This window comes from Streptomyces sp. NPDC006174 (genome assembly GCF_040614075.1).
GTDB lineage: Bacteria > Actinomycetota > Actinomycetes > Streptomycetales > Streptomycetaceae > Streptomyces.
Window position 1 is genome coordinate 150,485 of the sequence record NZ_JBEXTJ010000007.1, and the last position, 14,148, is coordinate 164,632.

13 protein-coding genes are annotated in these 14,148 nt (G+C 71.0%); 7 read left to right on the plus strand and 6 right to left on the minus strand.

Going from position 1 to position 14,148, the window contains the following annotated elements:
- The first annotated feature begins 46 nt into the window (after nt 1-46).
- Together ABZ267_RS17610 and ABZ267_RS17615 are read left to right on the plus strand one after the other, a co-directional pair.
- A complete protein-coding gene (locus tag ABZ267_RS17610; protein ID WP_356746421.1) occupies nt 47-1,717 on the plus strand; it encodes a sodium:solute symporter family protein in 1,671 nt (556 codons plus the stop codon).
- Between the two features lie 14 nt (nt 1,718-1,731).
- Nucleotides 1,732-2,022 (plus strand): hypothetical protein, encoded by a 291-nt coding sequence (locus ABZ267_RS17615; protein ID WP_356746422.1) that lies wholly within the window; start codon nt 1,732-1,734, stop codon nt 2,020-2,022.
- 31 nt (nt 2,023-2,053) lie between these two features.
- Here the strand turns inward: ABZ267_RS17615 and ABZ267_RS17620 are convergent, their stop codons facing one another.
- From ABZ267_RS17620 to ABZ267_RS17640, 5 genes are all read right to left on the minus strand, one after another.
- Entirely contained in the window at nt 2,054-2,776 is a 723-nt protein-coding gene (locus tag ABZ267_RS17620) for a LuxR C-terminal-related transcriptional regulator (RefSeq protein WP_356746423.1), read from the minus strand.
- Nucleotides 2,777-3,004: 228 nt separating this feature from the next.
- Nucleotides 3,005-4,912, minus strand: a complete 1,908-nt coding sequence (locus ABZ267_RS17625; protein WP_356746424.1) for a PQQ-binding-like beta-propeller repeat protein — start codon at nt 4,910-4,912, stop codon at nt 3,005-3,007.
- A 61-nt stretch (nt 4,913-4,973) separates the two neighbouring features.
- Entirely contained in the window at nt 4,974-6,929 is a 1,956-nt protein-coding gene (locus ABZ267_RS17630) for a PQQ-binding-like beta-propeller repeat protein (RefSeq protein ID WP_356746425.1), read from the minus strand.
- 63 nt (nt 6,930-6,992) lie between these two features.
- On the minus strand, nt 6,993-8,309 hold the full coding sequence (locus ABZ267_RS17635; protein ID WP_356746426.1) for a PQQ-binding-like beta-propeller repeat protein: 1,317 nt from the start codon (nt 8,307-8,309) through the stop codon (nt 6,993-6,995).
- A gap of 45 nt (nt 8,310-8,354) precedes the next feature.
- Nucleotides 8,355-10,175, minus strand: coding sequence for an ABC-F family ATP-binding cassette domain-containing protein (locus ABZ267_RS17640; protein WP_356746427.1), 1,821 nt, complete (start codon nt 10,173-10,175; stop codon nt 8,355-8,357).
- A gap of 136 nt (nt 10,176-10,311) precedes the next feature.
- On the opposite strand from ABZ267_RS17640, the gene ABZ267_RS17645 reads away from it, so the two are divergent.
- Nucleotides 10,312-10,563, plus strand: coding sequence for a type II toxin-antitoxin system prevent-host-death family antitoxin (locus ABZ267_RS17645; RefSeq protein WP_255239871.1), 252 nt, complete (start codon nt 10,312-10,314; stop codon nt 10,561-10,563).
- Nucleotides 10,560-10,820, plus strand: coding sequence for a Txe/YoeB family addiction module toxin (locus ABZ267_RS17650; protein ID WP_356746428.1), 261 nt, complete (start codon nt 10,560-10,562; stop codon nt 10,818-10,820). The genes ABZ267_RS17645 and ABZ267_RS17650 overlap by 4 nt, the downstream gene beginning before the upstream one ends.
- Here the strand turns inward: ABZ267_RS17650 and ABZ267_RS17655 are convergent.
- The gene (locus ABZ267_RS17655; protein WP_356746429.1) at nt 10,808-12,169 is read right to left on the minus strand and encodes an acyltransferase; all 1,362 of its coding nucleotides are present in this window, start codon (nt 12,167-12,169) and stop codon (nt 10,808-10,810) included. The genes ABZ267_RS17650 and ABZ267_RS17655 overlap by 13 nt on opposite strands.
- A gap of 203 nt (nt 12,170-12,372) precedes the next feature.
- Between ABZ267_RS17655 and ABZ267_RS17660 the strand changes: the two genes are divergently transcribed.
- From ABZ267_RS17660 to ABZ267_RS17670, 3 genes are all read left to right on the plus strand, one after another.
- Entirely contained in the window at nt 12,373-12,879 is a 507-nt protein-coding gene (locus ABZ267_RS17660) for a PASTA domain-containing protein (protein ID WP_356363493.1), read from the plus strand.
- A gap of 112 nt (nt 12,880-12,991) precedes the next feature.
- Nucleotides 12,992-13,639 carry a class I SAM-dependent methyltransferase gene (locus tag ABZ267_RS17665; RefSeq protein WP_356746430.1) on the plus strand — a complete coding sequence of 216 codons (648 nt, stop codon included), beginning with the start codon at nt 12,992-12,994 and terminating at the stop codon, nt 13,637-13,639.
- A gap of 26 nt (nt 13,640-13,665) precedes the next feature.
- Nucleotides 13,666-14,145: a DinB family protein gene (locus tag ABZ267_RS17670; RefSeq protein ID WP_356746431.1), complete on the plus strand. Its 480-nt coding sequence runs from the start codon at nt 13,666-13,668 to the stop codon at nt 14,143-14,145.
- Nucleotides 14,146-14,148 lie beyond the last annotated feature (3 nt).

Below are 14,148 nucleotides of genomic sequence, written 5' to 3' on the forward strand. Positions count from 1 at the left end.
CGTAAGTTCCCTCAGGTTCAGTTCGCGCAACGAAGCGAGTACCCCCATGCAGACACTGGCCGAAGGGCTCCGTCTCCCCACGAACGGGCTCGACTACGCCATCCTGGCGATCTACTTCGTCGTCGTCCTCGGCATCGGCTTCGCGGCCCGTGCGAGTGTGAAGACGAGCCTCGACTTCTTCCTCTCCGGACGGTCCCTGCCCGCCTGGGTGACCGGTCTCGCCTTCGTCGCGGCGAATCTCGGGGCCACCGAGATCCTCGGCATGGCGGCGACCGGCGCGCAGTACGGCGTCGCGGTGGTCCACTGGTACTGGATCGGCGCCATTCCGGCCATGGTCTTCCTCGGCCTGGTGATGATGCCGTTCTACTACCGGTCCAAGGTGCGCTCCGTACCGGAGTTCCTGCTCCAGCGGTTCGACCGGTCCGCGCACCTGCTGAGCTCCGTACTCTTCGCCTTCGCGGCGATCCTGATCGCGGGCGTCAACCTCTACGCCCTCTCGATCGTCGTGGAGGCGCTCCTCGGCTGGCCGCAGTGGGTCGCGATCGTCGTCGCGGGCCTCTTCGTGCTGGTCTACATCACCATCGGCGGCCTCTCCTCGGCGATCTACAACGAGGTGCTCCAGTTCTTCGTCATCCTCGCCGCGCTGATCCCGATCACCGTGCTCGGCCTCAAGCGGGTCGGCGGCTGGGACGCCATGAGCGACTCGCTGACCAAGCAGCACGGCGGCGACTTCATGACGGCGTGGGGCGGCACCGGCATCGGCGACGCCAACCCGCTCGGCGCCAACTGGCTGACGATCATCCTCGGCCTCGGCTTCGTGCTCTCCTTCGGCTACTGGACGACGAACTTCGCCGAGGTGCAGCGCGCGCTCTCCGCGAAGAACCTCTCCGCCGCCAAGCGCACGCCGCTGATCGCCGCCTTCCCGAAGATCTTCATCGTCTTCGCGGTGATGATCCCGGGCCTGGTCGCCGCCGTGATCGTGCCGCAGATCGGCACGCCGGACTCGGACCTCACCTACAACGACGCGATCCCGCTCCTGATGCAGGAACTGCTGCCCAACGGCGTGCTCGGCATCGCGGTGACCGGTCTGCTCGCCGCGTTCATGGCGGGCATGGCGGCCAACGTGTCCTCGTTCAACACGGTGTTCACGACGGACATCTGGCAGCGGTACGTGGTGAAGGGCAAGCCGGACACGTACTACCTGAAGTTCGGCCGGCTGATCACGGCGATCGGCGTGCTGGCCTCGATCGGTACGGCGTTCATCGCGGCGAGCTTCTCGAACATCATGAGCTACCTGCAGACGCTGTTCTCGTTCTTCAATGTGCCCATGTTTGTCGTCTTCATCATCGGTATGTTCTGGAAGCGGGCTTCGATGAAGTCCGGTGTCTGGGGTCTGATCGCGGGTACCGGCGCCGCGATGGTCAACTACTTCTGGATCTACAAGGGCGGCGTCATCGACATCCCGTCCGACCAGGGCGCCAACTTCGTCTCCGCGATCGTCGGCTTCGTCGCCGGAGCGGTCGTCATGGTCGTCGTCACGCTCTTCACCGCGCCGAAGCCCGAGGCGGAGCTGGCCGGCCTGGTGTACGGGACCGAGTCGCCGGACCCCGACGAGGCGCTGGAGGAGGCCGACAAGGCCTGGTACCGCAAGCCCGCGCTGCTCGGCTGGGGCGCGATCGTGCTCGCCGCCGCGTGCTACATCCCCTACTCGTTCTGATCGGAGGAACCACCATGTCCGACCTGCACAAGGAAGTCTCCGAACTGGAGCGCAAGTCCGCGACCGCGGCCCGGCTCTTCGACATCCGGCGGATCATCGGCGGCCTGTTCGTCGTCTACGGCGTGATCGTCACCATCGCCGGGATCAGCCCGTCCGACGCCGACCTGAAGAAGGCCGAGGGCGTCCACATCAACCTGTGGACCGGCCTGGCGATGCTGGCGCTCGGCCTGTTCTTCCTGGTCTGGATGAAGCTCCGCCCGGCCGAGGCTCCGGCCGCGCCGGTCGAGGAGACCGACGCGGGCTGAGGCCGGCCGCCGTGCCCGTAGGGGCCGTACGTCATCCGCTCAGCCCGGGTGCGTACGGCCCCTGCGCCGTACTGCCGTTGCCGCTCCGGCCGTCCGCCGCGCGGTCCAGCAGTCCGGTACGGGCCGCGAGTGCGGCCGCCTCCAGCCGGGAGCCGACGCCGAGCTTCATCAGGACCCGCTGGACGTGCGTACGGGCGGTGCTCGGCGCGATCCGCATCCCGGCCGCGATCAGCCGGGTGTCCTCACCCTCGGCGACCCGGACCAGGACCTCCGCCTCGCGCGGGGTCAGCATCTGGAGCAGGCGGCGGCCCTCGTCGTCGGGCTGGGCCGCCGGGTTGAGCAGTTCGGCGAAGGCGCCGCGCAACAACTGCGGCGCCACGGCGCACTCACCGGCCCGCGCCTTCAGCATGGCCCGCTCCACGCCCTCGATGCGCTCGTCGTGCCGGACGTACCCCGCCGCGCCGGCCGCGAAGGCCGCGGCGATCCCGCGCGGACTGGGCACCGGCCCCAGCACCACCACCGCCACCTGCGGCCGCTCCTGGCCGATGCGCACGATCGGGTCGAAGACGCCGGGCGCGGCGGGCGAGGCGGTACCGAAGAGGCAGACCTCAGGAGCCCTGCCGACCACCAGCTCCGCCGACCCGGACGTCGGAGCGGCCGCGGCGAGCACCCGGTGCCCGCGCAGTTTCAGCGCCGAGGCGAGTGCCTCGGCGAGCAGGCGGTGGTCATCGACCACCATGAGCCGCACGCTCATCGATCAAGCTCCAAGTGCCCGTCTGCGCGATGGATACCGGACACCCGCGCTCCTGACCCGGCAACGTACACGCTTGTTCGACGCCGTGGGCCCCTTACGAGGCAGAAGCTGCCCGGAATGCCGAATTCTGCTGCATTCGGGGCCACTTGAGGACCGCACACGGTACGGAAAACGATCAGCCCTGCCAGTTGGTGATCAACTGGCAGGGCTGGTCGGCGGGTTGGACCGTCAGTCGGTGCGGAAGCCCACCGCGAGGTAGAGCTTCTCGTCCGCCTGGCTGTCGCGGCGCTCGCTGATCAGCTGCTTCGAGAGGAAGAAGCGGCCCTCGGCGTACAGGACTTCGGAGTGGTCGACGGTGAACCGGGTCTCCGCCTCCCGTACCGACTCGTCGCTCGGGTTCTCCATCAGCAGCGTCTGCTTGAAGGTCTCGCCGTCGATCGAGACGATCTGGCCGCCCTTGTCGTACGGAGGCCGCTTGTACGCGATGACGCTGGTGCCGTCCATCCGGAGCGGGACCAGGCTGTAGCGGTCGCCCGCGTCCGCCCGGCCGCCGAGCAGCTTGCCGGTGGTGAGGTCGAAGGCGACGACCTCGTTGGTGTCGCCGTACTCGCTCGTACCGTCGTGGTCCTCGGTCGGCAGGTAGAGCCGGTTGTTGCCGACGACCGCCGCCCGGCAGCTCTCCACGTCGGTGGAGCCGCAGCGCGCCGCGTACTTCTCGGCGTCGGCGGAGATCCGCACGATCAGCTTGCCGGTCGCCGCGTCGACCGAGAAGAAGTCGGAGATGCCGCTGCCGTCACCGGCGGTGTCGCCGACGTTGGCCGCGACCACCAGCGGCTTGGTGGAGACGATGGACGCGTAGTCGACGCCCGCGGGCATCTCGAACGAGGAGAGCGGCGCGCCGGTCGCGGGGTTGAGCGACTGGATGGTGAGCTGCGGGCTGTCGTACGAACCGCACTTGCGCACCACGGCGAGGGCCTCACCGCCGGCGTACCCGGTGTCGTAGCAGCGGTCGGCGCTGACCTTCGGCTTCCAGAGCTCGGCGCCGCTCGCAAGCTGGAAGGCCGCGCCGCCCGAGGTGCCGCCCGCCGCCACGGTGGTCCCGCTGAGCGTGACCTCGTCGAACTGGACCGGCCGGTCGCCGCCGGTGGCGGAGGTGACGGACTTGCTCCAGAGCAGCTTGCCGGCGGCCAGGTCGACGGCGCCGACCTGGTTGCACGCCGGGTACTTGTTCTCCTTGGTCGGCTTGCTCTCCTTGAAGAGGATCGCCGTCCTGAAGTCCTTCGTCATGTGACGGGAGGCGCCGCAGACCTCGCCGGGGACCGGCACGGACCAGAGCTTGGTGCCCTTGTCGCGGTCGTGGGCGACGACCTCGTTGACGCCGGACTTCACGTACGCCTTGTCGGTGAGCCAGGAGCCCTTGACCGAGGTGACGTCGGTGACCTCGGGCTGCGGGAGCTGGAAGGCGACCTTGGAGGCGGTGTTGCCGGGCGCCTTCTCGTCGCCGCCGGCCAGACCGTCGCCCTCACCGTCCTTGCCCTCGCCGCCTTCGCCGCCGCCGGTGGAGCCGGACGTGGACGCCTGGTTGCCCGTGTCGCCGTCGTCCTTGGTGGCGGAGTAGACGACGGCCGCGCCGATGATCAGCACCACGGCGACGGCCGCGGCGACGATGATCTGCAGCTGGGTGGAGAACTTCTTGCCGCCGCCGTTGCCGCCCGGGCCGGGCTGCGGAGCGCCGTACATCGGCTGGGTGGGGTAGCCGTAGCCCTGCTGCGGCATACCGGGCCGGCCGCCCGGGTAGCCGGGCTGGCCGGGTGCGCCCTGCGGGTAGCCGTAGCCGGGCTGCGGTCCCTGCGGGTAGCCGTAGCCGTTGGGCTGCGGGGCCGGCGGGGTGGGATAGCCGGGCTGCGGGGTGCCGTAGCCGCCGGGGGGTGTGGGCGGGGTCGGCGGGCTCGCGGGCGGGGGCTGCTTGGCGAAGGGGTCCACGGGCGGCGGGGTCGGCTCACCGAACCCACCGGGCGGCGGGTCCTGCGGGGCGCCGAATCCGCCGGCGGGCGGGGTGGCGGGAGCCTGGGCCGGAGGCTGGCCCTGTGACGGCTGGTTCGGGGGCTCGTTGGGTGGCTGCGGCGGCTGGGTCATCGCGTTCGTACCTCGGAAGACTGGAGTTGTGTGGGGGTTTCGGATGCCGTCGGGACGGCGGTCACTTGGAGAACACCAGCGCCTTCGCCTGCTCCATCTCCCCGTCGTCACGGCCGCTGAGCCGCTTGGGGAGGATGTAGGAGCGGCCGTCCTCGTACCGGACGGACAGCCCGCCGAAGAGGCTGTTCTCGATCCGGTTCGTGCCCTCCGGGTGCTGGAGCAGGACGCTGGTGGAGCCACCCGTCGGCGGAAGCGTGAGCATGGCGCCGGCCTTGTCGTACCGCGGCTCCATGTAGAGCACCAGCTTGCCGCCGTCCATGCGGACCGGGGTCACGGTGCGCTCGGCCGGGGCGGGCGCCGTCCACTTGGGCTTGCCCGTGTTCAGGTCGAAGGCGACGACCTTGTTCGTCCGCGCGGAGCCGGTCGAGTCGGCCTTGGTGGCCATGTAGAGAGTGTCGGCGTCGGCGACGACACCGGAGCAGCCTTCGAGGTTCTGGCCGAAGATGGCGAACGTGCCACCGCAGTTGGCGACGACCGTGTCACCCTTGGCCGGGCTCATCTGCGAGCGGAGCTTGCCGCTGTCGGTGAACGCGGCGATCGACCACTGCTTCTTCTTCTTGTTGTCGAGCGAGACCACGAGCGGGCTCACCGAGTAGACCTTCGTGATCTCCCAGCCGCGCGGCGGCCGGTAGGTCCACCTGGCCTTGCCGGTGGCCGGGTCCAGCTCCTGCAGCTGGTGCTGCGGGTTGTCGACGTCGTCGTTACGGCAGTTGGCGGCGGCGATCAGCTTCGGGCCGCCGGCGAAGGAGAAGGTCCGGCAGTTGTCCGTCGGGGTGCCGAACAGCTCCTTGCCGTCGCTCACGCGGTACGCGCTGGAGTAGCTGGTCCGGCCGGCGGTGACCGTGTTCCCGCTGATCGCGACGCTGATGTCGGAGATCAGGTCGAAGGCGCCGGCCTTCTTGACCTCGGACTTCCAGCCGGCCTTGCCGGTGTTGAGGTCGATCATCTGCATCACGGAGCAGGTGGACCGGTCCGTGGTGCCGTTCTCGATGGCGATCACGAGCTTGCCGTCGGGAGAGGCCGTGTTGGGCGTGGCGCAGACGTCCGCGGGGAGTTCCACGGTCCACTTCTTCTTGCCGTCGGCGACCGAGTAGCCGGAGACGCCGCGGTACAGGGCCGTGATCATCGTGTCGCCGACGAACCAGGGGCCGCGGATCTCGCCACCGTTACGCGGGAGGTCGACGTCGTTCTTCTGGAGCCAGGCGACCTTGGCCTCACCCGGCTTGCGCCCGGCGTTGAGGTCGTCGTTCCCCTCCCGCCCGCCGCCGGTGCCGTCGCCCTCGTCGACCGAGGGCGACGCGCTGGGCGTCTCGGGCGCCTTGGGGTCGTCGGTGCCGTTGCTGGGGCCCGCGACCGGCTTCTTGGGGTCGTCGCCGCTGTCGCTCACCACGTACCAGGCGCCCGCGCCGACGAGCAGCACGACGGCGACGGCCGCCGCGGCGAGGATGCCGGTCTTGCCGTTGAAGGGACCACCGGAACCGCCGCTCCCGGTGGGTCCGCCCGGGGCCGGTGCGCCGGGGTACTGATGCTGCGGGTAGCCGTGACCGGGCTGCGCGGGCTGGCCGTAGGGACCGGGAGCGGGCTGACCGTAGCCACCGGTGGCCGGCCGGCCGTAGGGGCCGGACTGCTGACCGTACGGACCGGAGGGCTGCTGGCCGTAAGGACCGGGCGCCTGGCCGAACGGGCCGGGGGCCTGGTTCGGGGCCTGGCCAGGTGCCTGGCCCGGTGCCTGCGGGTAGCCGTAGCCGGGCTGCTGGGCCGGGGGCGTCTGCGGGTAGCCGTACGCCTGGTCGCCCGGCGGCGTCTGCGGCGGCTGCGCCGGCTGCTCGGCCAGGGACGGCGGCTGGTCCTGCGGCTGCTGCGGCTGGTCCTGCGGCGGCTGAGGAGTTCCCTGCGGCGGCTCCTGCGGAGCCCCGAAGCCCCCCTGCGGCGGTTGCTGGCTGGGCGGCTGGCTCATCAGCACGTCCCCCTTCGTGCGGTCCGGTGCCCGATCCGGTCTCCCCCGCGATTCCGGGACGGTTCAATTCCCCCCGGAAAGGAGCGAATCGGGCATGGCTTCCGCGGTGTTACGACAGTCGGGCGGGGCTTCTTTGTACCACCCACCAGCCATCGAACACCGGATCGGTCCACCCGCTGTTCCCAAGGGAGAACCGGGTCGTGATGCCCTCGTTACGACCGGCGGAACGTGACGGTCAGTCACCGAGAACGAGCATCGACACGATGTCCTTCTCCTCCTCGTCGTCGCCCCCGCTGATGTACGGCTGCATGAGCACCGCGCGTCCGCCGGAGTAGGCGACCTGCGCGCCGGAGAAGGTGCTCCCTTCTTGACCGGGTAGGCCCAGAGCTCCTTGCCGGTGGCCGGGTCGATGCGCCGTACGTGCTGGATGGCGTGGTCGTCGGCCGAGGTCTGGCAGCTGGTGGCGGCGAGGGGTACGGCGCCACTGGCGAAGCCGTACGGCTGGCAGTTGCCGGGCAGCCTGTCCCAGAGGTGCTTGCCGTCGCTGATGCGGTAGGCGTCGGTGCGGCCGGTCCGGCCGACGGTGACCACGTCACCGTTGATGGCCATGGTGACGTCCGAGAGCCCGTCCCAGACGCCCACCCGCTCGAACGTGGCGTTCCAGCCCGCCTTGCCGGTCCGCAGGTCGACCGTCTGGAGCCGGTCGCACACCCCCGAGTCCGACGGTCCGCTCTCCATCGCGACGACGATCTTCCCGTCCGGGCTGGGCAGGGTGGGCGTCGCACAGACCCTGGACCGGAGGTCGAGGCTCCACTTCTGCGTCCCGTCCGCGGCCGAGTAGCCGTACACCGTGCGGTACATGGCCTTGGCCACGATGTCCCCGGCGAACCAGGGCCCGAACTGCGAGCCGCCGCGGCCCGGCAGGTCGACGGTGTTCTCCTGGACCCAGAGGACCTTGTTCTCGCCGTCCTCGCGTGCGGCGTTGAGTTCGCCGGGCCTCGGGGCGGCGGTGTGGGTCCGGCCGGGCACGGGGTCGTCGGTCTGCTTCGGGACGGCGCTCTCACTGCCCTCGGCGACGGGCGTCCTGCTGTCGTCGCTGCCGCCGTCACCGGTGGCGTACCAGACGCCGGAACCGATCACGAGGACCCCGGCGAGCACGGCGGCGACGATGACGCCGGTACGCCGCCGGGCCTTCCGGCCACCACCGGGAGGCTGCGGGTGGCCGTGGCCGCGGCCGTACGGGACATTCGGCGCGGGCGGACCGTACGGAGCGGCGTACGGCTCCCCGTACACGCCGGGTCGCGGCTCGAAAGGCGCGCCGAAGACGTCCGGGGACGCCTGGCCGTCCTGGTGCGGTATCCGGCCGGGTGGCTGTGACATCGGTACGTCTCTCCCCCGTGAAGTCCTACGTTCTCGGCCGGGCCCTCAGGCGTCCTCGGCCAGTTCCAGCCAGCGCATCTCCAGCTCGTCGCGCTCGGTGACGAGTTCGCGGAGCTCGGCGTCGAGCTTCGCGACCTTCTCGAAGTCGGTGGCGTTCTCCGCGATCTGCTTGTGCAGCGCGGTCTCCCGGGTCGAGAGCTTGTCGAGCTGGCGCTCGACCTTCTGGAGCTCCTTCTTCGCGGCGCGGGCCTCCTGCGCGGAGACGGCCGGGACGGCGGCGGTGACTCCGGACGAGCGGGGTGCGGGAGCGGCGGACGGCGTGGCCTGCTCCTCCATGCGCTGCCTGCGCTCCAGGTACTCGTCGATGCCGCGCGGCAGCATGCGCAGCGCGCGGTCGCCGAGGAGGGCCATGACCTTGTCCGTGGTCCGCTCGATGAAGAACCGGTCGTGGGAGATCACGATCATCGATCCGGGCCAGCCGTCGAGGAGGTCCTCCAGCTGGGTGAGGGTCTCGATGTCCAGGTCGTTGGTCGGCTCGTCGAGGAAGAGGACGTTGGGCTCGTCCATCAGCAGCCGCAGGATCTGGAGCCGGCGGCGCTCACCGCCGGAGAGGTCGCCGACGGGCGTCCACTGCTTCTCCTTGGTGAAGCCGAACTGCTCGCAGAGCTGGCCGGCCGTCATCTCGCGGCCCTTGCCGAGGTCGACCCGGTCACGGACCTGCTGGACGGCCTCCAGGACCCGGAGGTTCGGGTTCAGCTCGGAGACCTCCTGGGAGAGGTAGGCGAGCTTGACGGTCCTGCCGACGACGACCTTCCCGGCTGCGGGCTGCTCCTCGCCCTGCGTACGGGCGGCCTCGGCCAGCGCGCGCAGCAGCGAGGTCTTGCCGGCGCCGTTGACGCCGACCAGGCCGACGCGGTCGCCGGGGCCGAGCTGCCAGGTGAGGTGGGTGAGGAGGGTCTTGGGCCCGGCCTGGACGGTCACGTCCTCCAGGTCGAAGACGGTCTTGCCGAGGCGGGCGTTGGCGAACTTCATCAGCTCGCTGGTGTCGCGCGGCGGCGGCACGTCGGCGATGAGCTCGTTGGCGGCCTCGATGCGGTAGCGCGGCTTGGAGGTACGGGCCGGGGCGCCGCGGCGCAGCCAGGCCAGCTCCTTGCGCATGAGGTTCTGCCGCTTGGACTCCTCGGTGGCGGCGATCCGCTCGCGCTCGGCGCGGGCGAAGACGTAGTCGCTGTAGCCGCCCTCGTACTCGTGGACCGTGCCGCGCTGGACGTCCCACATGCGGGTGCAGACCTGGTCGAGGAACCACCGGTCGTGGGTGACGCAGACGAGCGCCGAGCGCCGGGTCCGCAGGTGGCCGGCGAGCCAGGAGATGCCTTCGACGTCGAGGTGGTTGGTGGGCTCGTCGAGGACGATCAGGTCCTGCTCGTCGATGAGGAGCTTCGCCAGCGCGATACGGCGGCGCTCGCCACCGGAGAGCGGGGCGATGACGGTGTCGAGCCCGTGCTCGAAGCCGGGGAGCGCGAGGCCGCCGAAGAGGCCGGTGAGCACGTCCCGGATCTTGGCGCTGCCCGCCCACTCGTGGTCGGCGAGATCGCCGATGACCTCCTGGCGGATGGTCTTCGCCGGGTCGAGGGAGTCGTGCTGCGTGAGCACGCCGAGCCGCAGCCCGCCGTTGTGAGTGACGCGGCCGGTGTCCGCCTCCTCCAGCTTGGCGAGCATCCGGATGAGGGTGGTCTTGCCGTCGCCGTTACGGCCCACGACACCGATCCGGTCGCCCTCGGACACCCCGAGGGACACACCGTCGAGCAGGGCACGGGTGCCGTACACCTTGCTGACCTGCTCGACATTGACCAGATTGACGGCCATTTCACTCCTGTCCGGGGGGTTGATCGACCTTTCCAGGGTACGGCGGCGGAGTGGGCTCGACGGCACGGCCTTGGCACAGCACACCGACAGGCGTACAGTTTCCCGTACGTACAGAATCACGTACAGGGAGCACGGCATGCGGACGATGACCTACACCGAGTCACGGGCGAAGTACGCGGAGACCCTGAGCGCGGTCGTGGACGACCGTGAGGAGGTCGTGGTCACGCGCGCGGGCCACGAGCCCGTGGTGATAGTGGCGCTGGACGAGTACGAGTCCCTCAAGGAGACCGCGTACCAGCTCCGAAGCCCGGAGAACGCCCGCCGCCTGCTGGCCTCCATCGAACGCCTGGAGAGCGGCGGCGGCACGGTACGGGAGCTCGCGGAGTGAAGTTCGTGTGGGACCAGTCGTCCTGGGACGACTACGTCTGGTGGCAGAACCAGGATCCCAAGATCCTCAAGAGGATCAACACACTGCTCCAGGACATCGCCCGGAACGGCAACGAAGGAATGGGCAAGCCGGAACCTCTGAAGCACGGCTTTAACGGGTACTGGTCCCGCCGTATCACCGACGAGCATCGGCTCATCCACAAGGTGGTCGACGACGAGGTACGTGTCGCCGCCTGCCGCTACCACTACGTCCGCTGACCGCCGCCGCACATAGGCCCCCGGCCCGCCCGCTCCACCAGGAGCCAGCCGGTCAAGGTCATCGCGATGGCCGCCGGGGCGGAGACCGGGACCGCTATCAGCAGGGCCGTGCGGCCCTCCAGCAGGCCGGCGAGGCCGACCATGGAGAGGCCGAGGACGCCGAGGAGGCAGAGCGTCACGCCGAGGGCCGCCAGCGGGCCGGAGCCCGTGCGGAGGGCCGTGGGTGCCGGGCGTTCGAAGGTGCGGAAGGTGGCGACCAGAGCGGCGGTGAGCGCGGCCGCGGCGGCCAGACGCAGCGGGGTCCGGGCCCACCAGGCGGCGGTGGCGGGTTCGGGGAGCGGGACGTCCAGGACGAGCATCGCTCCGTACACGCCGAGCATGGCCGTGAGGTGCCAGAGGAACGCGGTCATCGCCACCCCGTTGGCGGCCACCACCGTGCGCCAGGCGCGCGGGCGGGCCAGGAGCCGGGCGGCCGGGGCGCGGAGCAGCTCCACCGCGCCGACCAGCCAGAGGCCGTGGCAGAGCAGGGCCAGGGTCGGCGGGGCCATGTTGCTGACCTTCTCGCCGGGCATCCCGACCATGGAGAGCGGATAGGGCCCGAACGCCACCAGGGCCACCGCGCCGACCAGGCCGCCGCCGGCGAGCAGCGCGGGCCGGCGGAGGGAGCCGAGGCTCGGGCCGACGCCGAGGCGGCCGTCGGCGCGCAGGAAGCCGAGCTGGTGCACCGCGAGCCAGACGAAGGCGAAGTTGAGGAACTCGACGTACGGGACACCGGCCGCGAACCGCAGCACGTCCACGGCCGCCGCCGCACCCGCAAGACCGGCGAACGCGCCCCACCCGTACCGCTCGTGCAGCCTCAGCAGCGGCGGCGTGAACGCCACCATCGCCAGGTAGATCCCGATGAACCAGAGCGGCTGGGTCACCAGCCGCAGCGTGACACCGGCCAGTCCGCCGCCTCCGCCGAGCAGTTGGACGAGGAGCGCGACCGCGCCCCAGACGAGGACGAAGACCATGGTCGGGCGCAGCAGCCGCTGGAGCCGGGCCCGCAGGAACGCCGCGTAGACGGAGTCCGTGGCGGCCTCGGGCCGTTTGCGGAGCAGCGAGCGGTACGACAGCGCGTGGGCGAATCCGCCGACGAAGAAGAACACCGGCATGACCTGGAGCAGCCAGGTCAGCGGCTGGAGCTCCGGCACGACGGCGAGCAGGTTGCCGACCCCGTCCGGCGTGACGGCCGCCATCATCCAGTGCCCGAGCACGACCGCGGCGAGCGAGGCGACCCGGAGGAGGTCGACGTAGCGGTCCCTGGTGGCGGGAGTGGCCTCGGCGAGTACGCGAACTGGTGATCCCATGCGCATACGTTCCCGGCGGACGGTGGTGCGGCGGGAGGGTACGGGTACTCAATTCGGCGCCTGAGTACGCCGGATGGCGCCGCCGGTGCACCAAGTTGGCCTTCTCGGTACGGGGTAGGAGATAAGGGCAGAGCAGGCCGCAGATCGGTCAACGCCGTTGCGTGCGGACGTCGTTCATCGCTTTCCCGGATCGGAGTACCACCATGGTGCGGAATCCTCGCCGCCTCGCCCCGTCGGTCCTCGTCGGCGTGCTCGCGCTGGCCGGATGCTCGGGCGGTACGCAGACCGACGACAGCACTCCGGTCACCGCGCCCGCCACCATTGAGCCCTCCACGGCCACCGCTTCGCCCCCGTCGGCCACCGTCGAGCCCCCGACAGCCACACCCACGGCCACCGCTTCGACCGCCCCCACGCCCACACCCGATCCGGTCATGCCCGCCCTGCACAGCAAGACCTACGAGCAGGCGCAGGCGGAGTTCACCCGCCAGGACCTGTCCCCCGCACGCCTGACGGCCGCCGCCCAGCACAAGGACGTCACCGTCCCACGCGACCACGACGCCTGGTACATCTGCGACACCAGCCCCCGGCCAGGCGACCCGCTCCCGGCCACCACCACGGTCACCGTCAAGCTCGCGCAGGACTTCAGCGACTGCACGACGAGCTTCAACGGCTACCTGTACGAGGAGAACGACCCGGCCTCCACGTCCTGAGCGGTTTGCCGGTACGGCAACTTCTCGTGCGGATCGCGGCCGGCGGTGACCACACTGGACGGGCACCCGACAGCGCGCTCCACCGCGCGCGTCCCGGCCGAAGGAGCCCTCGTTGACCACCACCGATGCCGCCGCCTCCTGGGACGGCGTGTACGCCGCCCGGCCCGTCGCCACCGACCCCCGGCCGAACGTCCGGCTCACCGAGACGGTCTTTGACCTGCCGCCCGGCGACGCGCTGGAGCTCGGCTGCGGCGAAGGCGGCGACACGCTCTGGCTCGCGCGCCGCGGGTGGCGCGTCACCGCCGTCGACGTCTCGGCCGTGGCGGTCGAGCGGCTCACCGACCTGGCCCGCTCGCTCGGCCTGGGCGACCGGGTCACCGCCGAGCGGCACGACCTGGGCGCGACCTTCCCGGAGAGCCGCGACGGCTCTGAGCACGGGTTCGACCTGGTCACCGCCCACTACCTGCACACGCCGCACGCCTTGGACCGCGCGGCCGTCCTGCGCCGGGCCGCCCACGCGCTGCGGCCCGGCGGCCGGCTGCTGGTCGTCGACCACGGCTCGACCGCGCCGTGGTCCTGGAACCAGGACCCCGATGTGCACCACCCGAGCCCGCAGGAGGTCGCCGAAGGCCTCGCGCTCGACCCGGCCACCTGGACGGTCGAGCGCGCCGACGCGCCTCGCCGGATCGCGACCGGCCCGGACGGCACCACCGCCGAGGTCACCGACCACGTCCTGATCGTCGTCCGCCGCGCCGCCTGACGCCCGCGCCCGCGAAGGAGGACCCGATGGCCACCCGTGACACCCCGCCGCCCCGCACCGGAACCAGCGAGGCCGAGACCCTGCGCGGCTTCCTCGACTACCTGCGGACCTCGGTCGCCGCGAAGGTCGACGGCGCTCCGGAGCCGGAGGTCCGGACGGCCGCCGTGCGCTCGGGCACGAACCTGCTCGGCCTGCTCAACCACCTGACGTACGTCGAGCGTGCGATCTTCCTCGGAGAGCACGTCGCCGACTGGCAGGCGACGTTCCGGGCCGCGCCGGAGGACAGCGTGGCCGAGGTCGTGGCCCGCTACCGTACGGCGGTCGAGAGCGCGAACGCGGTCCTCGACGCGTGCACCGACCTCGCCGCACCGGTCCCCCGGCCGCAGCCCGGGAAGCCCGCGCCCGGTGTCCGGTGGGCGCTCACGCACATGATCGAGGAGACCGGCCGGCACGCCGGTCACGCGGACATCCTGCGCGAACTGATCGACGGTTCGACGGGCCGCTGAGCC